Below are 21,668 nucleotides of genomic sequence, written 5' to 3'. Positions count from 1 at the left end.
CGTGTTTTCGTATATTAAGCGCCATTGGCCTGTCTACGTGATTTTGACCTTGATCGCCATTGCGTTAGGATTTGGGGCTGCCTACATCGTGGGTGCGAAGGGCTCGACCACCGCCTCCGCAATCAGCGAAGAGGTGGAGCAAGAACAGAGCACGGGTGCCGATGGGATTCCTGAGTCCGAGCAGGCAATCGTTGATGGTGGATCTTCGTCTGCAGAGTAGATACGGCGATATAAATGATTGAAAGCGGGCGAGCCGGGGGACTGGCTCGACCGCTTTTTTATCGCGCTAGCGCTTCTTTGGGATCGACCTAAGGCGAGCGAACCATAAGGCTGCGGCACCCGAGGTCAGAAGCGCGGTGATGCAGGCGGCGATGGGAACTGATCCTGTTGCCGGTAGGTCCTGCGGTAGGGTACAGCGTTGAATGACACGGTCCTCGTCATGTGACTCAAGTTTATCGCCGCCGCCGTTGCGGCAAAGATCGACGCGCGCGCTGTTGGTGAGTGCGGTTTGGGGCGTATAAGCCGACGTTGCCTGCATGTGCACGGCTGCGCCCCGAGCGTCTGTGCCAAGGATTGCTTTGGCATCGTCAAGGTCGTCGTGCTCATCTTTGAGATCATCACGGGTCCAAGAATCCACATCGCTTCGAGTCGTAAAGTCGGCGGCTACTGCACCGTATTCAATGCGAATGCCCGTTACGACGGTATTGGATGCAAGGTCGAGTTCTTTCACCTCGAGTGTGGTGGATTCCGTGGTCGAGACATCCGCCTTCCAGAGGTGCCAGCCGTCGTAATCGACGAGGCGGCAATCCTCACCCAGACTCTCTTTTACTTCGTCGGACTCAAGCCAAGGATTTTCGTGCCCATCGTCAAGCGTCGCGTTTGCCGGCCCATCGACGTCTGTCGAGTCCAACGGCGTCGTGCGATACCACACGTTGCACAGACCGTTGAGGTCGCCGATGGCGACGGGGGTTTCGATTGAGACGAATCTCGCCGTGCCGTCTTTGGCACACTCAAGATCATCGGTAATCGTAAACTCATCAACCCAGGTAGCTGAATCGTTTCGAGCGTCGATGGTATAGGAGAAAAGACCGTCCGTATTGGTTTGCGTCGCGGCGCGATTTTTACCATCGCCGTTGGCCAGCAGACCCTTCCCGATAGGTTGGACAAGCTCCTGACGCTTGTCGACCTGTCCTTTGATCTCGATGGGCGCATCCTTCATCGCGACGGATTGGACTTCTCCCGTATCCTTTATTTCAAACGTTATCTCCTCGGCAAGGTCATAGGTCCGCGGAGACATCGTTTCGCGCAACGAGTAGGTGCCGGGTGCAAGATGTTCGATGCGGTGTGGCTTGTCGGATGAGGTCCAGGAGTCTATTTCGGTTTTATCGGGACCATATAAGGTGAGCTGTGCACCTTTCACTTCCTGCTCTCCGCTTGCATCGACCTTGGAGATATCAACCTTGGTGTAATCGTCGGATACGTTAAGCCGTGCTTCCACAACGGGTGTTTTCTGGTCGGCATAGGTAAGGTCGACGATGTGGTGCGTCCGGTCGAGTAAGAAGCCGGTCGGCGCTTGAGTCTCGACAACCTCGTAGCGTGCGGTGCCAGATCCCAGCGGGAGGTCGTCCGCGCGTGCCTCTCCAGTTTCATCCGTCGCGACGGTCGCGACGGTCTCACCGTCGAGCGCGGCAATGCTACCGTCGGGGCGCACGATATCACCCGAGGCACGGATCTCAAAGATGGCGCCCGCGAGGCTGCTGCCGTCTACGGCATCGGTTTTAACGATCCTGATGTTTCCGGTCGCGGCGTGGTCATAATACGAGGCGATTGCAATGGGCGTTAGGTTCATGTCGGCGGGTATGTTTACCTCGATCTCTTCACCGACAAGATAGGGCTCTTTGGCCGAGGTTTCGCGTACATAATAGGTGCCCGGCACGAGCGATTCGGGCAGTGTGACGGTGCCGGTCGCGTCAGTCGTAAAGGTGTCCATTACATTATGTGCTGGATACCAGCATGTTTGTGAGACAGGTTTGTGATTGCTGTCGAGGAGTTGGAAGGTGAATCCGGCTAGCGGAACAGAAGCGCCTGTTTGGGCATCGCGTTTTACAATCTGGAGATGCGTCGACAGAGCGTGGTTGTCCACGATATATTGAAGCTCGGCGCCGTCGGAAATCTGATTGGCCCCGACGGTCCATTCCCCTGCACGTTTAAAACCCTCGGGGACGGTTTCCGGAACCTCGCGAACGGTGTAGCCGGCGCGGTCGTATGGGACGGCTCCGTGGACACCGGCTGGTCGCTTGCCTGTGCCGAACCATGCTTCGGGCTGGTCTTTGGTGGAGGCAAAGCCATAGATGTTTGTAGTCAGTGTGCCAACAACCTGCTGAGAGCTGTTACTGACAACCTCAAAGACAACATCTCCTGCCGGCTGCTCCAGGCCGGATTGATCGCTATTGCCGTAGTCCTTGAATTTGGAAATCTCAAGGTCAAACGCAATGGGGATATCGGAAACGCGAGATTCGATCTCGACCACGCCTGAATCGCCGAGTTGGTCGGCTCCAACGGTGTAAGACCAACTGTCACCGGAGGGCAAATAGCCCTCGGGCGCCTTCGATTCATAGATGGTAAAGGTTCCCAGGGGGACATCGGTGAGGGTAGCTCGACCGCTTTCATCGGTCCTGAGAGTTTGTGTCCATCCAGGGGTTGATTGCGATACGCACACGAATTCTGCTCCTGCGAGCGAAGCCCCAACTTGGGGGCCTGCATTCGTTGCGGCGTCGAGCTTTACAATGCGCAAGGTAATGGTGCCGGGTTGTTCATCAATGGTGACGTATCCGCCGTTATTCGTCGTGGTAAAGGCAATGCGATCGTGCAGGGGGATATAACCAGCTGGCGCTGTTGTCTCAACTAGGTAGTATGCCGTGTTGGGTAGGAGTGTTGCCTGCGCTCGACCGTTGCTGTCCATCTGGACGGTGCCGACATGCGCGCCGCTGGCGCTCTCAAAAACATCGAATGTTGCCCCGTCAAACTGATAAGTATTGTTTCCGCTGGTAATGGCAGCGTTTGCAGACTGCTTTTGGAAGGAAACAGAGACCGCCGGCAGTACATAGAGCATGTCTTGACGTTTGCTGCCGCCCGATACGGTTCCTATATAGCGCCGCGCGCGGTGCGGAGCGGCTTTGATGCTTCCTGATTTTGCGCTGTCGTGGAGCCACCGCGCAGCCGCCACGACTTCATTGTCGGCGGTAAAGTGCCCGCTCTTGGTTTTGCCCTGAGCGGTCGTGTAGGAGTAGGTGCCGTCGACATGGGTAGTGCCGTTGAGCATCCATACGGCAAGCTGGGTGGCGGCGCGGGCGCGATCGGGTGAAAGATGGTAACCGCCAAACGACGTGGCGGTAGGATATCCGTGACAAACGATTGCCGCGAACTCGTCGTCGAGCCACACCCAGCCTTGATCAAAGTTGAGCCATGGGCCGCCCGGCTTGGTGGGGCCGGGGCGCTCCTGGTTCATGCAGTAGGCAATCGAGGCGTCTTGAGCTTCATACTTGCCGATGAAGAAGGGCCCACAATCATCGCTAATAGTGCGGAAGCCGAGCTGGTCGTAGCCATCGACGGCAAATGCGGCTCCCGGTGCCAGACAGCCGAAAAGCAGGAAGAGGAGCAGGAGCAGCGGACCTGTTGCGATTGCGCTGTGGACAGAGTGCGTGGGTGCGTTGGACATGGCTGCTCCTTATCCCTCGTGCGCCGCATGGGGAGGTTGCGACGCGTAGGATGAGGCTACCCCCGAGGTTCATGCGGGTAAGTACCGGAGCCTGACCAAAAGCTTGCCCAATTCCTGACAAATTGAGCTCAAATACAACAATCAAGCAAAAGCGCAGGTAGAAGATAAGGTGAACAGGAAGTCAAAGGTCCTCGTCTCCACAATTGACGCGATTTTCAAACGAATCTCCACAGCTAAAACAAGCATCGCCACCCTTGTATCGAACAAGACAACCGCGTTATACTATCCCCCACATATGCGGGCATCGCCAAGTGGTAAGGCATCAGCTTCCCAAGCTGACACTCGCGGGTTCGAGTCCCGTTGCCCGCTCCATTCGAATTTCAGGCACGGTAACGTTTCGTTACTGTGCCTTCTTCAATAAAGTGCCGGGACTCGAACCCGACAGGGTGCGAGCGTTAAATAAACGCGAAGCGTTTATAGCGAGCAGGCAAGGTCGCCGATAGGCGACCGCAGCCGGTGCGGATTTGCGAAGCAAATACGCGGACGTCCCGTTGCCCGCTCCATCAGCCGAGGTCGATTTCGGGAACGACAGATTCGACCGGTTTCGCCCCCGCGTCTCCCCGGACCCAGGTTTGTCGACCGCAGCCGGTGCGGATTTGCGAAGCAAATACGCGGACGTCCCGTTGCCCGCTCCAATTCCAAAATGTTAGGTTAATGCCTGCTGCCCATACTCGCACCCGCGCACGGTACAATGGTTGAGTTACGACCAACGTGCCAATAACCAAAAAGGAGCCGCTATGATCGATCGCTATACCCGCCCGGAGATGGGACATATCTTCTCCCTCGAGAACAAGTATGCCATTTGGCAGGAGATCGAGGTTCTGGCCTGCGAGGCCCAGGCGGAGCTCGGCAAGATCGGCATTTCTAAAGACGAAGCCCAGTGGATCCGCGACCATGCCAACTTTGAGAAGGCGAAGGTCGATGAGATCGAGGAGGTCACGCGCCACGATGTCATCGCCTTCCTGACCAACATGAAGGAATATATCGACGCCGATGTTCCCGAGGGCGAGCCCAAGCCTAGTCGCTGGGTTCACTACGGTATGACCAGCTCCGACCTGGGTGATACTGCTCTGTGCTATCAGCTTACTCAGGCGTGTGACCTGATTATCGAGGACGTCAAGAAGCTCGGCGTGATCTGCAAGCGCCGCGCCTTCGAGGAGCGCAATACGCTCTGCGCCGGACGCACCCATGGCATCCATGCTGAGCCGATGACCTTCGGCATGAAGTTTGGCTCTTGGGCATGGGAACTCAAGCGCGACCTTGATCGTCTTGAGGATGCTCGCAAGAACGTTGCCTTCGGTGCCATCTCCGGTGCCGTCGGCACCTACAGCTCCATCGAGCCGTTCGTCGAGGAGTACGTCTGTGAGCACCTGGGTCTGGTTCACGACCCGCTGTCCACGCAGGTCATCAGCCGCGATCACCACGCCTATCTTGCCGGCGTGCTTGCCACTACAGCGGCCACCTGCGAGCGCATCGCGACCGAGGTCCGCAACCTGCAGAAGACCGATACACTCGAGGCCGAGGAGCCCTTCCGCAAGGGCCAAAAGGGCAGCTCCGCCATGCCGCACAAGCGCAACCCCATCACCATGGAGAAGGTCTGCGGTCTGTCGCGCGTCGTGAAGTCCAACGCCCAGGTCGCCTTCGACAACGTCGCCCTGTGGCACGAGCGCGACATTTCGCACTCTTCCGCCGAGCGTGTCGCCCAGGCCGATAGCTTCATCGCGCTTGACCATATGTTCCAGTGCCTCATTCGCGTTATCGACGGCCTGCAGCTGTATCCGGCCCGCATGATGGCCAATCTCAACAAGACCCGCGGCCTCATCTTCTCCTCCAAGGTCCTGCTTGCCCTCGTCGATACGGGTATCACCCGCGAGGATGCGTACGCCATTGTGCAGGAGAACGCCATGGCCACCTGGCACGAGGTGCAGGATTGTGTCTCTGGCCCCACCTTTAAGGAGCGTCTCGAGGCCGATCCGCGCTGCACCGTCAGCCAGGAGAAGCTCGACGAGATTTTTGATCCGTGGGACTTCCTCACCCGCATCGATACGGTCTTCGATCGCCTGGAGCAGCTGAGCTTCGAGTAGGGTTAACCTAATTCGACCGCTTGCGGATGCATTTCAACCTTTGGCGCCTTGCCCGTCTTGGGCGAGGCGCTTTTTTTACTGTCGCATATGCGCCCGGGTAATAAAATGAACTCCGACTGCTGTTTCGATGAAAGGGGGCACGTGCCCAGACGCATCAAGCGGGCCACCATCGTCTCGTTTACGCTCATACTCCTTGTTGCCGTCTTTGCGGGCGCCCTGACGTATACCGTTCGAAGCAGTTCTTCCTCCTCGAATGAAGCCGATAGAGATCTCCCGGTGCTCAAAATCGGCGTTACGGATAACGACCCCTATGTGTATGTCGATACCACGGGCGATTACGCCGGTATCGATATCGACATCGCCCGCGAGGCCTGCAAGCGTGCGGGGCTCAAGCCACAGTTTGTCGATATTGACTGGAACGATCGCGACCGGCTGCTCAAAAACGGTGATATCGATTGCCTGTGGTGTGACTATTCTCCCTGTTATCGCGAGGATAAGTATTACTGGACCGAGCCGTATCTAACCGTGACGGTCTCGGTTGCCGCCAAGAAAACGAGTGGCATCAAGTCCTTGGCACATCTCGATGGAAGTAAGACCATTGCGGTGATTGCGGGTTCGGTGAGTGAACGCCGATTGCTTGCGGGGGATCTGGGGGTCTCGTCGGACGTTCAAATCAAATCATATGGCTCTGCCGAACTCTGCAAAGCCGCTCTAGTCAAAGGGTACGTTGACTGCTGGATGGCGGATGTCCAGTCGCTTGACCGACTCGTTGCTCAGTATCCCGGCGTTTACCGTGTGTTTGCCGACAATGTTATGACGGTTGACCTGGGCGTCGCGTTTGATGACAGCTATGAAGGATCGGTCGTAAAGGATCTCAATACCGCGCTGTTCGACATGGATCGAGATGGCACGATTGACCGTATTGTGGGCAATTACAAGACAGGAGCGACGACGGGCGGGCAAGGAGGAAATTCATGACAACTGATGAGCACCGCTTGAGTCGAAAGACTCTGAACGTCATAGCTGCCAGCGTTATTGTCAGCGCCGTCTTGTTAGGCCTGTTGTATACGGTTGGAACCCATCGCTGCCTCGAAAAAACGCTTGGGTTTGGCCAAGAAACCATGGTGTTTTTGGAGAACGCTTGCGAAAAATATGACCGCTACGAACAGGGGAGAAAAACCGAGGCGACGCACGATTTGCTCGCCGCGGTCGAATCGTTTGCGACGTTCCTGTCCTCTGATCGCGTTGAGGTTAACGACGATCTTATCGAGCAATTTGTCCATGCCGAGAACCTTTCGGGGCTGATGGTCATGGACTCCGATGGCCATATGGCTGCCCACTACGACATCGATGGTCGCGATCCGCTCATGTTGTGGCGAGATGAGTTGGCCTGTTCGCCGGTCGCATCGATGTATCAAGGTTCCAAAGCGACCTACTCAACTGTCGATGAGCGCCGTGGTGTCGTTTTTGCCGTCTGTGCCGTTCCGTATGGCGACGGCGTTGCCCTGGCATACCGCTCACTTGTTTCCGATACGGCGGACGACTATTCATATGCCATAGCCGACGTGCTTTCGAACAGTACCTTCCACCAGGGTCCCACGGTGCTTGTTATGGAGGATGCGGAGATTGTCTCATCCAACAGTGCCGATGCTGACGTGTCGCTCGCCCGACTCCTCACCAGCGTAGGAGTTGAGTGGAAAGACGACGGCCTGACGCGCATCGAATATCGAGGAGACGAATGGTATGCCGTGCGTGCGGCATATAAGGACTACCGCCTGTTTGCGCTATATCCCAAATCTGAGGTCATGTCTGACAGGATTTCATTTGTCGCCGTCGGCGTCTTGGTGTGTCTTGCGTTTTGGGTCGTGGTGCTGTTGGCTCGAAATATCGTTGACCACCGCAATTTGGTCGAAAAGGATAAACAGCTCGGCATTATCAATGCCATAAGCGCCATCTACGATTCGACCTTCCTTTTGCATCTCGACACCCTCGAGATCGAGGGGATCAATATGTCGCCGGCGATAGCGAAAATATTTGCCGAGCACAGCGAGGCATATGACTTTATGGACACGGTCTGCCGGGATATCGTGAGCCCCGAAAGCCGCGAAGCGGTTGTGGGACTCGTAGATGTAAGTTCGCTTCGTGAACGTATGGAGGGCGTACCGTACTTGGCTGCCGAGGTGCGAGATTGTCGAGGCGCTTGGTACTCGCTACAGGTTGTCCCCCAGCATCGCGATGAGCAAGGACGGCTGGAGTCGGTCGTCGTGGCGACGCACAACATATCGATGGTCAAGCATGCCGAGGAGCTGTCATATCAAGACAAACTGACGGGGCTTCGCAACCGCAACTATCTTGAATCGCGCGGAGATAGCCTGGTAAACGAGGACTTGCCCGTGAGCGTGATTATGTTGGACTGCAATTATCTCAAGCGGACCAACGACATCTATGGTCACGAGATGGGGGATGAACTGCTGCGACGGACGGCGTCCGTGCTGCGGCGGGTGGCTGGTGCGGATTATCTGCCGATGCGCCTTGGCGGCGACGAGTTTTTGCTGGTTTGCCCCCATACTGACAACGAGTCTGCGCTCGGGCTGGAACAGGATCTTCGTCTCGGTCTTGCCGCGGTAAGCGATGAGGCCCTGACGGTCAGCGCATCGATTGGCGTGGCGACCGTCGAGACGGCTGGAAATACGCTGGCCGATGTATATCGTGTCGCCGACCACAATATGTATCGGGAGAAGCGCACGGTCCACGCACAGGGTGCGGACTGCTAATCTTGCCCCCGCGAGTCCATGCATCGTAGGATGTTGAATCGGTGCTTGCGATAATAAGTCGGCCCAGGCGGGGATAATAGACGTCTGAAATTGCTTTACGAGAGGGGAACGCAATGATTAGTTTTGATTACAAGCCTCAGGGCGTATGCGCTCGCAATATCCACCTTGACCTGTCCGATGACGGCAACAAGGTGGTGGGCGTCGAGTTTACCGGTGGCTGCAACGGCAATCTCAAGGCTATCTCTAAGCTGGTCGAGGGTGCTCCTGCCGATCGTGTAATCGAGGTTCTCGCTGGTAATACCTGCGGTATGAAAAAGACCTCCTGCGCCGACCAGCTTACACGCGCTATCGAGGCCGCTCGCGCCGAGATCGCCTAATGGGTATCGCCGACCACGTCAAGAACGGAATATCGCGCCGCGGCTTTGTGCTCGGAGGGGCTGCCGCGGGCGCTGCCACAGTGCTTGCCGGATGCTCGAAAAAAACGGGCACCAGCGATGATGCCGCCGGCGAGCCGCAGGTTATCAAGGACGATTCCAAAATCATCTCGATTACGGATGAGTACGAGGCAGTCGACATCGATCTTGAGCCGGCGGCGTCGTGGACGCTGCCTCTGGGTACGCTGCTGTACTACTGCGACGGCGATTACGCCGCGGCGATGATGGCGCCTGCTTCTGCCCTGCATGCCAATACGCTTGGTGTGCTCAACCTGGGCGATGGTTCGCTTACCACATTAATCGAGGATCCTATCGAGGGCACGGGATATGCATTTTACGATGTCCGTGCCGGCGATGGCGTGTTTGCGTGGGTCGAGATGAACTTTGCCAATTCATCGTGGAAACTCTACGCTCAAAATCTGTCGGGCGCTTCGCTCTCTGGCGACGTGGTTGAGCTCGATCGGGGTGGCAAGGACTATGATCCGCCACTGTTTACGGCGTTCGGGTCATCAGTCATCTGGTATAAAATGCCTTCGGCAGGCGGCAATAAAACGAGTAGTGATTCGTTTTGCTATCGTCGCTCGCTTGATGAATCCAAGGCCGAGACAATTTGGAAATCGACGGGCCGCTTTGCATCGGCCCCGCGTGCGAGCGACGGCATTTTGACCATCTCGCCGCGTGTCCGCAACGACGAAGGCGTCTACTACGGCATAACGGCAATCGATCTGACCGACGGCAACAACACCAAACGTGCCCAGCTAGTTCTTCCCTCGTCAGTCTCGCCTTTCGAGGCCGTATATATGGGCGATACCTTCGTGTTTTCTATCGAGGCGACCTATAGTGGCGTGGGCAGCTTGGGCAATATGGGCACGTATATCGGTAATGAGGGAGGGCCGTACCTCTTCCTGTCACGCGAGCCGCTCGCATGTGCGGCTGGCAAGAAGAATAAATACCTTGTTAAGGTGCAGGCATCGCATTTCCTGATCGACACCTCTGCCAAGACCTATGGCTCGCTGCTGTCGCCCGACCGTGCTTTGGAATATGGCGATTATCCAGCTACGGCGGGAAAATCGGACTCATTCCTTACGTACGCCACGGTGCGCAACAGCCAGGGTATACCCGAGACGGTCACCGCACGCCTATTCTCTCTTTAAGCTTAGAGGGGTTAAAAAGGCGCCAACAGGGGAATAAACGCGTTGTAATTGTGAGCACCGCCCGCCGAGCTGCCGCGTCATAGTGGCATCCGGCGGGCTCAGGTGCGTTAAAATGGGCTTGTTCTTAGCTGATTGAGACAGGGGGGCCGTGTTATGGCTTCAGATGCAAAAAAGATTCTGCTGGTCGAGGATGAGAAGGCAATCCGTGACGCCGTCGCTGCCTATCTCGAGCGCGAAGGCTACTGGGTTGTGGGTGTCGGCGACGGCCAGTCCGCGATCGAGGAGTTCGAGAAGCATCAGTTTGACCTGGTCGTGCTCGACCTTATGCTCCCCAAGATCCCCGGCGAGCGCGTTTGCCGCACCATTCGCGATACCTCGGATGTCCCCATCATCATGCTGACTGCCAAGGGCGAGATCGAGGATCGTATTATCGGTCTTGAGCTCGGCGCCGACGACTATCTGATTAAGCCGTTCTCGCCGCGCGAGCTTGTCGCGCGCGTACGCGCCTTGTTCCGCCGTGCCCATCAGGCCGACGAGCCAGCCGTCGAGGTACTCGACTTCGGCGATCTGGTCATCGATATCTCGGGCCACAAGATTTTGGTCGAGGGCAAGGAAGTCGACCTGACGGCTTCCGAGTTTAAGCTGCTCACCACGCTTGCCCGTCACCCCGGTCGCGTCTACAACCGCATGGAGCTGGTCGAGAAGGTGCTCGGCTACGACTTTGAGGGCTATGAGCGCACCATCGATAGCCACGTGAAGAACCTTCGCGCCAAGCTGGGCGATGATCCCAAGAAGCCCAAGTGGCTCTACACCGTCCACGGTGTCGGCTATCGCTTCGAGGCTCCGGCCAAGACCGATAAGTCGGACGAGAAATAGGGAAATCACATATGACACCTGCGCGCTTTGAAATCGGACAAAAGCACAAGCAGGAGAGCGAGGCGGGTTCCAAGGCTAGTTGGAACACGCCTCGTTCCGATTCACGGCCAACGATGAGCTATCCCTCGCGCATGGCACTTGCTTTTGCTCTGACATCGCTCATGACGGTATTGGTGCTGGTGGGCGTGGTCTCTGTTGTGTGGGGCACGGTCTTTTCGGATTACACACGCTCCAATATCGTAGAAATCGCAAATTCCGCTGCCGAGAAGTTGGCAACCTCATATGAGGAAAACGGCTCTTGGACCGCGGGGGAACTGCGCACGGTTGCAACGTCGAGTTTGGTTTCCGACGATCTGGGTATGCAGGTCGTCAATAAAAAGGGCGTGATCGTTTATGACGATTCCTGGCCCTCGGCAAGCGCCACCGCCGATGTACGCGAAAACCAGGCTACGACCGACGAAACGAGCGGCAAGAGGGCATCGCATAGCCCGGTCTCGTCTGCTCCAACCGACTCCGATAGCGTTGCTAACGTCGAGATTGTAACGTCTTCCGGCGAGCATGTCGGACAGGTAAAGCTGTGGGCCATCGGCTCCGACGCTCTGCTCACCAAGGCGGACACTGCGTTTAGGGAGAAGACCTTTAACGCCATGGCCCTCGCCGCGGTTGTTGCAATCTGCATTTCGGTCGTTATCGGATCGCTCGTGTCGCGCATGCTCACCAAGCCGATTCATCGCATCACCAGTACCGCAAAGCAAATCCGTGACGGCGACCTGTCGGCTCGCACGGGACTGCGCGGTGATGACGAGATCGATCAGCTGGGTGAGACCTTCGATGAGATGGCCACTTCGCTCGAGAAGGATATGAAACACGAGAAGCGCCTGACCTCAGACGTTGCACACGAGCTTCGCACGCCGCTTATGGCCATGCTCGCAACGGTCGAGGCCATGCAAGATGGCGTGTATCCCACCGACGATGAGCATTTGGAGACCGTTGCTTCCGAGACGCGTCGCTTGGCTCGTCTGGTGCAGCAGATGCTCGACCTGTCGCGCATGGAAAACAGCACGGCTCCGCTCAACCTTGAGCCGGTGGACATGGTTCCTTTCGTGCGTTCCATCGTCAATGCCCAGGAGCGCCTGTTTGTCGACCGCGATCTGCGCCTGCGTTTTGCGGACGAGACCCAGGGTCACGACGATGTCGTCGAGGCCGATCCCGACATGATCACGCAATGTGTTATCAACCTCATGAGCAACGCCATGCGCTACACCCCCGAGGGCGGTTGGGTCGTGGTGTCGGTGCTCAGTGACCGCAAGCATGTCAGCATTGCCGTTTCTGATACCGGCATCGGTATTGCCAAGGACGATCTGTCGCGCATCTTCGGGCGGTTTTGGCGCGCCGATGCCAGCCGCGCCCGCGAAGCTGGTGGCCTGGGCGTTGGCCTCGCCGTGACCAAGCAGATCGTCGAGCGTCACCATGGCTACATATCCGTGGAGTCGGAGCTTGGAAAGGGTACGACTTTTACAATTCATCTGCCCCGCGAGCACACGGCAGACTCGGCATCTACTACAATGGAGCACTAGCTTTTCGCTATTCGGTGAAGGAGGGGCTGCGTCCCTGCCGCTCCGAGTTTGCGAAAACATGCGGGAAAGAACCCGCATTTCTGTCGTATTTAGGTAAGGAGTGACTCACGTGACAACGATGGAGCGTCGTCCGGATTCCCGTGGCAAGGTTCGTGATATCTACGATGCCGGTGAAAACCTGCTGATGGTCGCCACCGACCGCATTTCTGCGTTCGACTTCATTCTTCCCGACGAGATTCCGTTTAAGGGAGAGGTGCTCAATCGCATCTCGGCATTCTGGTTCGATAAGTTTGCCGACATCGTCCCCAACCATCTCGTTTCCATCGACCCGGCGGATTTCCCCGAGGAGTTTGCTGAGTATCGTGACTACCTCGCTGGCCGCGCCATGCTGGTTAAGAAGGCCCAGACGATTCCCATCGAGTGCATCGTCCGCGGCTATCTGACCGGTTCGGGCAAGAAGACCTACGACGAGAACGGCACCGTCTGCGGCATCCAGCTGCCTGAGGGCCTGACCGAGGCTTCCAAGCTTCCTGAGCCGCTGTTCACGCCGTCCACGAAGGCCGAGATCGGTGACCACGACGAGAACATCTCGTTCGAGCGTTGCTGCGAGATCGTGGGCGAGGACATCGCCACGCAGATTCGCGACCTTTCCCTCAAGATCTACAAGGCCGCTGCCGAGTACGCCGCGACCCGTGGCATCATCATTGCCGACACCAAGTTCGAGTTTGGTGTCATCGATGGCAAGGTCACACTGATCGACGAGTGCCTCACGCCCGACTCCAGCCGTTTCTGGCCTGCTGCCAGCTACGAGGAGGGCAAGATCCAGCCTAGCTACGACAAGCAATTCGTCCGCAATTGGCTCAAAGCCAACTGGGATATGACGGGGGAGACCCCGCACCTGCCCGCCGAGGTCATCGATGGCACGTCCGAGCGCTATCGCGAGGCCTTCCAGATCATCACGGGCGCCCAGTTCACAAGCATGAAGGAGAACGCATAAGTGAGTACCCGTAGCGCCACGAACAAGCGCACGCAATCCCACGAAGTTACCGGGGTTGCGCGCAAGTCTGCCGCATCTGCTAAGCCCGCCCGCCAAGCAGCGAGCTCCGTTCGCGTCGTGCCGGCTTCGTCTAAGGCACGCCGCAAAGAGCTCGAGAAGGGCGAGAACCTCGAGGGCCTCTCTAAAGAGGAGAAGCGCGCCCGCAAGGCTAAGCAGCGCGCCAAGGAGGACCGCATCTATACGGTGTCGAATATCCTCCTCAAGCAGGACGAGGACTACACCAAGCGCCGTCGCATCTGGTGGATTGTGCTCGCCATTGGCATGGTGCTCGTCGTGGCAATTGGGGCCTCGCTGTACTTCGCTCCCGCTGGCATGGTGTCCAGCCCTGTCCAGATGGTCGGCATCGTTTTGTCCTATGTCATCATTTTGGGTGACTTTATCTACGACTTCGTTCGTATTCGTCCCCTGCGCAACATGTACCGCGCGCAGGCCGAGGGCATGTCCGAGAACAAGCTCAACGCCCTTATCGAGCGCTCGGCTGCCGAGGAGGACAAGAAGGACTCCAAGAAGAAGTAGCGTTTGCATTCATACTTATCGCTAAGATATAAGGCGCGTCGTTTTTGCGGCGCGCCTTTTTACTGTTCTATAGATAGATGGAGTGGCACATGATTCGAGCTGCCCTGACGGTCGAAGAGGCTCTGGAGGGCATGAAGGCCCTGGAGCCCAAGATTAAAAACTACGCGCGCCTGGTCGTCCGCAAGGGAGTAAACGTCAAATCCGGTCAGGAGGTCGTCGTTCAGTCTCCGGTCGAGTGCGCGCCTTTTGCCCGCGTGGTGGTCGCGGAGGCTTATGCCGCCGGCGCTGGTCACGTGACGGTCATTTGGGCCGATGATGCCGTGACGAGGCTCACGTACGAGCATGTCGATAAAAGCTATTTTGAGCAGACGCCCGAGTGGAAGCGCCTGCAGCTGGATTCCCTGGCCCAGGACGGTGCCTGCTTTATCTTTATTGAGGGTGCGGATCCTGCAGCCCTCAAGGGCATCGATCCAGCCAAGCCGGCCGCGGCATCCAAGGCGAGGAATACGCAGTGCAAAGTTTTCCGCCGTGGACTGGATTACAACATCAATCCGTGGTGCATCGCCGGCGCTCCGGTCGTGGCTTGGGCACGCGAGGTGTTCCCGGGAGACGCCGATGAGGTTGCAATCTATAAGCTGTGGAATGCGATTCTGCACACCGCTCGCGCCGATGGCCAGGACCCGGAGAGCGACTGGGAGCTTCATGACGCGGCGTTCGAAAAGAACTTGCGCTTCCTGAACGACAATCGTTTTGACCGGCTGCATTACACCGCGGCAAATGGAACCGATCTGACGATTGGCATGACGAAGGGTCACGAGTGGGCCGGCGGCAAGGGTAAGACGCCCGATGGACATCCCTTCTTCCCCAACATCCCCACCGAGGAGGTCTTCACCTCGCCTGATCGCATGCGCGCTGACGGAATCGTCTACTCGGCCATGCCGCTCATCCACCACGGTAACAAGGTCGACGATTTTTGGATTAAGTTCGAGGGCGGCCGTGTGGTGGACTACGACGCCCGCGTGGGCAAGGCGACGCTTGCGAGCATCATTGACACCGACGAAGGTGCCGCTCATCTGGGCGAGGTCGCGCTCATTTCCAAGAACACGCCGATCCGCGAAAGTAGCGTTCTGTTCTACGATACGCTCTATGACGAGAACGCCAGCTGCCACCTTGCGCTGGGTGTCGGCTTCCCCGAGTGCATCGAGGGCGGGTATGACATGTCCAAGGAGGAGCTCCTGGAGCATGGCGTTAACGTATCGAGCACGCATGTCGACTTTATGATCGGCACGGACGACATCGATATTACGGGCATTACGCCTGATGGACGTGAAGTTGTGATTTTCCAGAACGGCCAATGGAGTTGGGAATAGTCCCAGACCGTGGTACAATGCCACCCGCGGGCCGTTAGCTCAGCTGGCAGAGCAGGGGACTTTTAATCCCAAGGTCCAGGGTTCGAACCCCTGACGGCCCACCATAGTTTACGCAGGTCAGAGACGGTGTTGTCTCTGACCTTTTTCTTTGTGTACCCCGCGAGTACCCAAAACGGTACCCCTCAAATCACGTGGATTCCATAATTCTGGCCTGTCCGTAGAGGGCGTTACGTCCGGATGGTCGGACGGATAGATCGTTGCCGATGCGTCCGTCCATCCGTCCGTGGGGGCCGAGGACGGTCCGAGTGTATGCGAGCGTTCTGCGCGCTTTCGATAGCCGTAGGGGCTCCTTGGGTAGCCCCAGGCTGTCGAAAGGGAGTTGAACGCGAGCTTCGGGGCACGGGTATGCCGGTGTGGTGTGATGGGCGGTCGTTGATGCACTGAAGCCCTATATCTATTACTTATTTATTTATATATAAATGGAATGTAACCTGACGTTACACCTACGGCGCTTCTACCTGCGGTTCGAGACGCTTGAATGCCCCCTTTGAAGGGTGGGTTAAATGTAACCTCACGTTACACATGTGTAACCTCACGTTACAGGAAGTGTAACTTCAAGTTACAGAAGATGTAACGTCACGTTACAGAAGATGTAACGTCACGTTACAGGCTGGTGTAACCTCACGTTACACTTAAACCCACCCTTTTGAACACTGAAAAGCCGTCCCGCATCTATTGCGGGACGGCTGCCTAGTCGCTCCATCCCATGGACTTGGCGGCATCGAGGATGGCTGCATATCGGAGTTGCAGTATGCCGTCAACCGAGTCGATGAGATGCCTTGATTTCAACGCCTTTCGCGCTTTGCAGACGCTCGGCCGCGCCGCGTTAAAGAACTCGGCCAGTTCGATGTCGGTTTTTTTCAAACCACAAACCGCATAGCAGCCCTTGCGTGAGCCGATGCGCTCATATCGTCGTATTTCTAATAGCAACTGAAGTTCAAGCTTGCCCCTCGCGGCGAGATATAGCCATCGATCACTTTTGTCGGCACATAGCCGCGATTTGGCGGCTTCCTCGGCTTCCGTTGCAGCAGCGCAGATTTGTGGCGGTTCAACGCCGCTGAGCTGTGCGAACCGTTCACGTGATATAGTATTTACAATGCTAATCGCATCCTGAGTGATGCTTGGTGCCGTTGGAAGTGATGATTCCAACGGCACTTCTTTTTTCGGTGGGTCGTCAGCCACTGCTATCCCCTCCGCTTCTTTTTGGGCCGACCGCCACGGGTGCCGCCGACGATCATTTTTCCGTGACGCACCACCGCGGCATTGATTGCAGGCAGCATAAGCCATTCATCCTCGGTGGCAAACGCGAGTCCTGCTGCTATCAAAGCGTTGACGTGCTCAGCTGCAACGGTCGACTTGCCTTGATTGTCAAACAGCCATTGCGCCAACAGGCCATAATCGAGTGGCAATGCGTGCCCTTTGTGCCGAGACGCCAAGGAACATAGACCCAGCCAAACACCCATATCGGCGTATGTCTTGGGGCCTCGAGCGGCGCGGAGTCGCATAAACTCTTCGCTGCTAGATATAGGCATATCGAGCAGCATGGAAGGTAGCTGCACTGACCATGCGGCTTCGATGGCCTCGAGATTGGTTATCTCGCGCCCCATCAGGCCGCACCCTTATCTCGAAGCCCGCAGACCGCAAGCAGATCATCGCGGTTGAGTTTCCAGCGACGTCCGATTTGAACACCACGGATCTCGCCACGGTCGACCATTCTCAACAGGTGCTTGGCGCTAATGCCGATTGCCGCTTCGGCGGTAGTGGGCGTGATGAGTAGCGGTAGCGTGTCGTAGGCACCCAAGCGGAAACGCTGCAAGATGGCCTCCTCTGACTTATGCATAATCGACTCCTTTCTGGGCTCTATGGCCCGTTGAAGACTGTGCGGCTTATCCCGCTACAACAAGGCTATGTCGGCTGTTGGCATCATGCGGACCGATTTGGTGCCAAGGGGTGACAATCGGTGACATTTTTTGGCGACAGGGTTTCCGCATCTGTTGTGGCACGGTTTCAAGAACATGGGTTTCGCCCCGCGGGGCGCCGGGTTTTAGGGCAGAGCCCTAACAAGCGCCGAACCGCAGGTTTCGGCGTGTACGCGGACGGGCAAAACGCAGTTTTGTACGGCAGCGTACGACTCTTGCGTATTTCGAAAAACTACCCTTACGGCCATTTCGCCCGACTTCGTATGTCCCGCTCCAAACGGTGGGTTTCCGTGCTCGGGCCCGCCTTTCGCCTTCGCCGAAAGGCGGGCCTTATGAGGGATCGTCTAGGGATGCTTTTCCAAGGTTGGCAAGCATCCAGCCCATGACCTTATCCTCGTCCAGTTCGAGATAGACCCGACAGCCTTCCTCATCTCTGTTGCGATAGGGCTTCGAGCGCCTGACGACATAGCCTGCCCTTTCCAGCTGGTCTGCCAAGCAGTCGACCTCAGCGGTTTCGCCGCTTATCCTGAATTCGAGCATGATTCACCTCCGTTTCATTGTCCCAATAGTCCGACTGGTCTTTATAAGAAACAGCTGTCTAGCTGGTCTTTTGCTCGAATTAGAGCCGATTTGCGGCGCTAAAGAAGAGCGCGTGGAGCCGATGGACGGTCTTTGTTATTCAGGGGCAAATAAAGGCATCTGAACGTCATGTAGCCCTATTCACCGGCTGCGCGCAGCTCCAAAATTTCGGCGGTAGGCGGCGCCGCTGTCATCGTGGCAGCCACTGCGTCCATCGCCGTGCGCTTCGCCTGGGCGTTGACGCCCGTGTAGATGTTCAGTGTCATGGCGGCGTTGGCGTGTCCCAGGAGTGAGGATACGGACTTGATATCCGTCCCCGCGAGGATCGCTGCGGTAGCGAACGTGTGGCGCAGGTCGTGGAACTTGGGTGGCTCGCCCTCCGAGCCCACCAGCCCCAGCTGCCGAACCGTGACGGCCCAGTGACGCGACAGGCGCTCAGGGGCCATGAACTCTCCGTCAGGACCGCCCAACACGAACATCGACTGCTCGAACGGCACGCCCGCCTTAAAGCACTCGGCTCGCGCGGCGGTCAGACGGCGAGTAAGGATCCCCGCGACTTCATCGGGCATGGGAATGCTCCTGCGACTTCCGCCGTTCTTGGGTTCCTTCTCGTAATGCCCGTTTTCTCCAAACCCGATGGAAGCTTTGACGTGCAGCATCTTTTGTTCAAAATCAACGTTGCGCCACCTGAGCGCAAGCAGCTCGCCACGCCGCATACCCGTGAGCAGGGCGAGGTAGATGCCGACGTTCTCGGGGCAATCACGAGCGATGGATAGAAACGTGAGCAGTCTTCCGCGCTCGCGTTCGTCCAATGCGTTTGGTTCACGGTGGCGGGCTTTGGGCACGCGCACGCAATCGACGGGGGAGTAATCGATCACACGAAGCCTGCCGACGGCATCGCGGTATGCGGCCTTGAGCAGTGTCACGCTTTTGCGGATGGTGGACGGCTTATAGCCCTCCTCGACCGCCCAGTTAATCCAATTCTGAGCGGCGGTTACGTCCAATGAATCGAACTCAATGCCGCCGATTCTGCGTTCGACGAGTCGGGCTGCGCCGCGATAGTCATAGACGGTCGATGATTCAATCGATCCTGAAGCGCTGAGCATATCGATATAACCATCTAGCAGGTCTTTTACGGTCTTGTGGGCCATGCTGCCGAGCTTGATCTTCTTCTGCGCGAGCTCCTCCATCTCCACGCGCCATTCCCTCAGCTCGGCCTGAGCAGCACGTTTCGATTTGGCAATCATGACCTTGCTGACCTGCCCGTACGTGCCATCTTGTTTCTTGAATTTAAGCCGCCCGCGCCAACCGCCGTTGCGATACGGCAGCAGGCAGGACGAGGTGTAGTAGCGCGTTGGCTTCATCGAGACCCCACAATCACGGCGTGTACCCGCTGCGTACCGCGCGGAGTACCCGTGTCGAACAAACCCACTCAGGCCGTGCAGTCCGTCTAGTCGAACGAAACCGCAGGTCAGAGTGGGTGTAAGGTATCACTGCCAAAGCCCTAAAGCAAACGGGATTTCGCTTTTAATCCCAAGGTCCAGGGTTCGAACCCCTGACGGCCCACCCAAAGATTGTTGGGACGGTCAACTTCGGTTGGCCGTCTTTTTTTGTCGCCCTTTCATGGGTTCGAACCCGTCGGTGCGCGGAGCTGAGTAAACGCGTGAGCGTTTGCCAGCGCAGCGCGCAAGGCGCGAAAGCGCCGCAGCGGCCGCCTGCGGAGCAGGCTGAACCCCTGACGGCCCACCATAGAAAAGAAAAAGAAATGAAAACAGATAGATACGGAATTAGCGGCAGCACATTAAAGATAATAGCGGCCATCTCGATGGTTCTCGATCATGTAAGCGGGATCGTCCTGACCAATGGAATCATGACTCACGCATCGTACAATCAGATATCAGACGAACAGTGGGCGATTCTAAGCGAGGCTTCGGATGTGCTTCATGTTCTTGGCAGAATTGCATTTCCCTTATTTTGCTTTTTGATAGTTGAGGGATTTTTGCATACTCATGACATAAAGAAGTACCTGCGAAATATGCTTGTCTTCGCAATCATTGCGGAGCCCATATATGATTTCGTTCAAACCGGGCAGCTATTTGACCTTCGGCAACAGAATGTTATGTATGAGCTCCTGCTTTCCTTGGTCTTTTTGATTATTCTGGAAAAGATACAAAGTCTTTCAAAATGGAAGAGGCACATTGCAGAAATTGCTCTGATTGTTTTGACAGCACTGGCAGCTGAATACACTAAGCTGGATGGCGGTGCGTATGGCATTCTGCTTGTGGCTGCATTCTATTTATTCCACGACAGCGAAGCTAAGATGTTCTTTGCTGCAGTATGTGCAGTGCTCTTTTCGTCATGCCATATAATTGGCGGCGGATTTGAGTTCACTACAGCTAATTTTTTTAATCCTGATGTTGCTGCCGCGATAATTTCGTTGTTGCTTATCAATCTTTATAATGGCAAGCGAGGGCTGAAGCTGAAATATTTCTTCTACATTTTCTATCCGGCACATCTTGCTCTGCTTTATGGTGTCTCGCTTATTGTTTTGAACTGTCTTTAAAAACTCTCAAACAAGTCTCTGAAAGCAGAAACAAATTGACCCTAAGACTGCTTGTGAATTTCCGGAAGACCTGAGAGATGCGAGGATAGACAACGAGGGCTGCAGAAAGATGCTTCTCAGTTCTCTGGCGGATCGCATGAATCTGTATGAGGATCACTTCCACACACTCATTGATAACAGTGATAAACACAGCAGATCCTCAAAACATGAGACTGCGAAGGTCGAAAGATGCTTCGAAAGCCTGAATGGCAGCGAGAAAACGAGTTCGGAAGCACCCTCTGGATGCTCCAGCATAGAATAGAAAGCGGTCAACTTCGGTTGGCCGTCTTTTTTTGTCGCCCTTTCATGGGTTCGAACCCGTATCTATCTATATATAAGAACGCTTGGCGAACAAAACCCGCCTTTTACCGATGGGAAACAAATAGCTGATGCCTTTGGAGTAAAGTAACGCTCCAGAGATGACCGATGTCTCAATACTCATAAAACAGCTGGTCATCGCCAATATCAGAAGCCAATGCTTCAGTTTTAACCCCAGTGATGCAACTGAGGGACCTATACAATTGTGAACAAAATATGGAGTGCGCGATTCCCGCCCCCGGGGGCCCTCCGGTCTGGCAATATATCTCCTTGCCGCGCGGCCCGGTCGAACCGGATGGACCGCAGAGCGTGCACCTTGAGAACCGGATACTGCGAGGATGGACACTTACGAGTGTCGCATCCGGGCAGACATCGAACCATTTGAAATGGTCTAACTTGGATTTGTTTTTCGCAAGGCCGCCGAGAGGCGGCCCCGAGAAATTCCTTTTCCTATACAGAACCATATGAATCGAACGGAACCGATCAGCGATGGACTGAGAGGACCGGACGGGCTCGAAGCCCAGAATATTTTGGACGGAGAGTTCGATCCTGGCTCAGGATGAACGCTGG

18 protein-coding genes and 2 tRNA genes are annotated in these 21,668 nt (G+C 56.4%); 14 read left to right on the top strand and 6 right to left on the bottom strand.

Features of this window, described 5'->3' with window-relative positions; all coding sequences use genetic code 11:
• Position 1 precedes the first annotated feature (1 nt).
• The gene (locus tag DXD56_RS06535; RefSeq protein WP_117640635.1) at positions 2 to 220 is read left to right on the top strand and encodes a hypothetical protein; all 219 of its coding nucleotides are present in this window, start codon (positions 2 to 4) and stop codon (positions 218 to 220) included.
• Positions 221 to 286: 66 nt separating this feature from the next.
• On the opposite strand, the gene DXD56_RS06530 is transcribed toward DXD56_RS06535, so the two are convergent.
• Entirely contained in the window at positions 287 to 3,718 is a 3,432-nt protein-coding gene (locus DXD56_RS06530) for a SpaA isopeptide-forming pilin-related protein (RefSeq protein WP_117640634.1), read from the bottom strand.
• Positions 3,719 to 4,015: 297 nt separating this feature from the next.
• Between DXD56_RS06530 and DXD56_RS06525 the strand changes: the two genes are divergently transcribed.
• From DXD56_RS06525 to DXD56_RS06470, 12 genes are all read left to right on the top strand, one after another.
• A tRNA-Gly gene (locus tag DXD56_RS06525) sits at positions 4,016 to 4,090 on the top strand.
• A 425-nt stretch (positions 4,091 to 4,515) separates the two neighbouring features.
• A complete protein-coding gene (gene purB / locus DXD56_RS06520; RefSeq protein WP_117640633.1) occupies positions 4,516 to 5,862 on the top strand; it encodes an adenylosuccinate lyase in 1,347 nt (448 codons plus the stop codon).
• Between the two features lie 141 nt (positions 5,863 to 6,003).
• Positions 6,004 to 6,840, top strand: coding sequence for an ABC transporter substrate-binding protein (locus DXD56_RS06515; protein WP_158549080.1), 837 nt, complete (start codon positions 6,004 to 6,006; stop codon positions 6,838 to 6,840).
• The gene (locus tag DXD56_RS06510; RefSeq protein ID WP_117640631.1) at positions 6,837 to 8,636 is read left to right on the top strand and encodes a GGDEF domain-containing protein; all 1,800 of its coding nucleotides are present in this window, start codon (positions 6,837 to 6,839) and stop codon (positions 8,634 to 8,636) included. Before DXD56_RS06515 ends, DXD56_RS06510 begins: the two co-directional genes overlap by 4 nt.
• Positions 8,637 to 8,749: 113 nt before the next feature.
• On the top strand, positions 8,750 to 9,013 hold the full coding sequence (locus DXD56_RS06505) for a TIGR03905 family TSCPD domain-containing protein (protein WP_117629999.1): 264 nt from the start codon (positions 8,750 to 8,752) through the stop codon (positions 9,011 to 9,013).
• Complete coding sequence (locus DXD56_RS06500) at positions 9,013 to 10,224, top strand: twin-arginine translocation signal domain-containing protein (protein WP_117640630.1); 1,212 nt, start codon at positions 9,013 to 9,015, stop codon at positions 10,222 to 10,224. The genes DXD56_RS06505 and DXD56_RS06500 overlap by 1 nt, the downstream gene beginning before the upstream one ends.
• A gap of 153 nt (positions 10,225 to 10,377) precedes the next feature.
• The gene (locus tag DXD56_RS06495; protein ID WP_006236208.1) at positions 10,378 to 11,100 is read left to right on the top strand and encodes a response regulator transcription factor; all 723 of its coding nucleotides are present in this window, start codon (positions 10,378 to 10,380) and stop codon (positions 11,098 to 11,100) included.
• 131 nt (positions 11,101 to 11,231) lie between these two features.
• Positions 11,232 to 12,677, top strand: coding sequence for an ATP-binding protein (locus DXD56_RS06490; RefSeq protein WP_370446008.1), 1,446 nt, complete (start codon positions 11,232 to 11,234; stop codon positions 12,675 to 12,677).
• 118 nt (positions 12,678 to 12,795) lie between these two features.
• Positions 12,796 to 13,674, top strand: coding sequence for a phosphoribosylaminoimidazolesuccinocarboxamide synthase (locus tag DXD56_RS06485; RefSeq protein WP_117640628.1), 879 nt, complete (start codon positions 12,796 to 12,798; stop codon positions 13,672 to 13,674).
• Complete coding sequence (locus DXD56_RS06480) at positions 13,675 to 14,250, top strand: hypothetical protein (protein WP_117640627.1); 576 nt, start codon at positions 13,675 to 13,677, stop codon at positions 14,248 to 14,250. It abuts the gene before it with no gap.
• A gap of 89 nt (positions 14,251 to 14,339) precedes the next feature.
• Complete coding sequence (locus DXD56_RS06475) at positions 14,340 to 15,620, top strand: aminopeptidase (protein WP_117640626.1); 1,281 nt, start codon at positions 14,340 to 14,342, stop codon at positions 15,618 to 15,620.
• Between the two features lie 28 nt (positions 15,621 to 15,648).
• Positions 15,649 to 15,724: transfer RNA gene (locus DXD56_RS06470), tRNA-Lys, on the top strand.
• A gap of 646 nt (positions 15,725 to 16,370) precedes the next feature.
• On the opposite strand, the gene DXD56_RS06465 is transcribed toward DXD56_RS06470, so the two are convergent.
• The 5 genes from DXD56_RS06465 to DXD56_RS06445 form a co-directional block, all read right to left on the bottom strand.
• Positions 16,371 to 16,862 (bottom strand): hypothetical protein, encoded by a 492-nt coding sequence (locus DXD56_RS06465; protein ID WP_117640625.1) that lies wholly within the window; start codon positions 16,860 to 16,862, stop codon positions 16,371 to 16,373.
• A gap of 2 nt (positions 16,863 to 16,864) precedes the next feature.
• On the bottom strand, positions 16,865 to 17,287 hold the full coding sequence (locus tag DXD56_RS06460; protein ID WP_117640624.1) for a hypothetical protein: 423 nt from the start codon (positions 17,285 to 17,287) through the stop codon (positions 16,865 to 16,867).
• Entirely contained in the window at positions 17,287 to 17,520 is a 234-nt protein-coding gene (locus tag DXD56_RS06455; protein ID WP_117640623.1) for a helix-turn-helix domain-containing protein, read from the bottom strand. Before DXD56_RS06455 ends, DXD56_RS06460 begins: the two co-directional genes overlap by 1 nt.
• Positions 17,521 to 17,929: 409 nt before the next feature.
• Positions 17,930 to 18,139 carry a hypothetical protein gene (locus DXD56_RS06450; RefSeq protein ID WP_117640622.1) on the bottom strand — a complete coding sequence of 70 codons (210 nt, stop codon included), beginning with the start codon at positions 18,137 to 18,139 and terminating at the stop codon, positions 17,930 to 17,932.
• Between the two features lie 176 nt (positions 18,140 to 18,315).
• Positions 18,316 to 19,542: a tyrosine-type recombinase/integrase gene (locus DXD56_RS06445; protein WP_117640621.1), complete on the bottom strand. Its 1,227-nt coding sequence runs from the start codon at positions 19,540 to 19,542 to the stop codon at positions 18,316 to 18,318.
• Positions 19,543 to 19,841: 299 nt separating this feature from the next.
• Here DXD56_RS06445 and DXD56_RS06440 point away from each other — a divergent pair, with 299 nt between their 5' ends.
• On the top strand, positions 19,842 to 20,741 hold the full coding sequence (locus DXD56_RS06440; protein ID WP_199411559.1) for a TraX family protein: 900 nt from the start codon (positions 19,842 to 19,844) through the stop codon (positions 20,739 to 20,741).
• Positions 20,742 to 21,668 lie beyond the last annotated feature (927 nt).

Source organism: Collinsella sp. TM06-3, from assembly GCF_003436395.1.
In the GTDB taxonomy this organism is placed as follows: Bacteria; Actinomycetota; Coriobacteriia; order Coriobacteriales; family Coriobacteriaceae; genus Collinsella.
This window is presented reverse-complemented; position numbering and strand designations above follow the sequence as displayed.